The sequence below is a fragment of the Methylobacterium sp. WL18 genome (assembly GCF_008040015.1).
GTDB lineage: Bacteria > Pseudomonadota > Alphaproteobacteria > Rhizobiales > Beijerinckiaceae > Methylobacterium > Methylobacterium mesophilicum.
Genome location: NZ_VRVD01001110.1, coordinates 1 through 838 on the forward strand (window position 1 = coordinate 1; position 838 = coordinate 838).

The following is an 838-nucleotide window of genomic DNA, read 5'->3' on the forward strand; positions in this document are numbered from 1 at the left end:
CTGTCGGCGCCTGGTCAAGGATTACGAGCGTTATGCCAGCACGCTGGCAGGACTTCATATGGTCGCCTTCGTCTGTCTCATGCTGAAACAGGCCGAACGACTGATGACAGGTGCATAACACGCTCTAAGGTTCGTTATTCATTTCGATGGCGGGGCGATGGGGCTGATGCGGTCGAAGGGGAGCGGCAGATGAGTAAGAGCCTATCGCGTGTCGTCGCGGTCATGGCCATGGCCATGGTGGCGCAGGCCTTGCCGGCGCGGGCGCAAACGATCGATCTCGCCCTCGGCGCGGGGTACCGATCTTTCGATTTCGGCGGTCCGGGCTCGGTGCTGCCGACGTTCTCCTTCAGCCTTGCCGGGCCGGGAACGCTCTCGATCGTGGATTCCTATCTCAGCGGTGATCAGTTCCGGATCAACGTGACATCATCGACGGGCGTGACGATCTTCTCAGGGCTCACATCCACGCCCGCGCTCGGGAGTTACGCGACCTCGGCTTTAGACGCGTTGCAGAATCCCGCCTTCAGCTCGGCGCAGATCCACCTGAGCGCCGGCACCTACACGGCGGGTGGGTTTGCCGAAGCGAGCCCCTACGGAACCGGCGGGGCGTTTGCCGGCCTGTTCGAATCCAGCGCCGCTGCCGGTGCCGGTGGCGGTTCCGGTGGCGCGCCCTCGCCCGAGATCAACGCGATCCTGGGTCTCGCGCTCGCCGGCGGCACCGTGACCTTCCTGCGCCGCAGGCGCCGCGAGCAGTCCGGGCCGGCTGCCGCCTGAGAGCGCCGGCGTGGCCGAGATCCTGGCCGGACGGGGGACGGCGATCGTGGGCGGCACGGCCCACGCG

At 66.6% G+C, this 838-nt stretch carries 1 protein-coding gene and 1 pseudogene; both read left to right on the forward strand.

Annotated features, from left to right (window positions below; genetic code table 11):
* A pseudogene (locus tag FV228_RS31200) lies at positions 1-118 on the forward strand (IS5/IS1182 family transposase); the annotation flags it as partial.
* 110 nt (positions 119-228) lie between these two features.
* The gene (locus tag FV228_RS31205) at positions 229-771 is read left to right on the forward strand and encodes a hypothetical protein (RefSeq protein ID WP_147857917.1); all 543 of its coding nucleotides are present in this window, start codon (positions 229-231) and stop codon (positions 769-771) included.
* Positions 772-838 lie beyond the last annotated feature (67 nt).

Excerpts from the sequence above, each read along its gene's own strand:
- FV228_RS31205 (WP_147857917.1), top strand. The coding sequence starts at position 229 with ATGGCCATGGTGGCGCAGGCCTTGCCGGCGCGGGCGCAAACGATCGAT.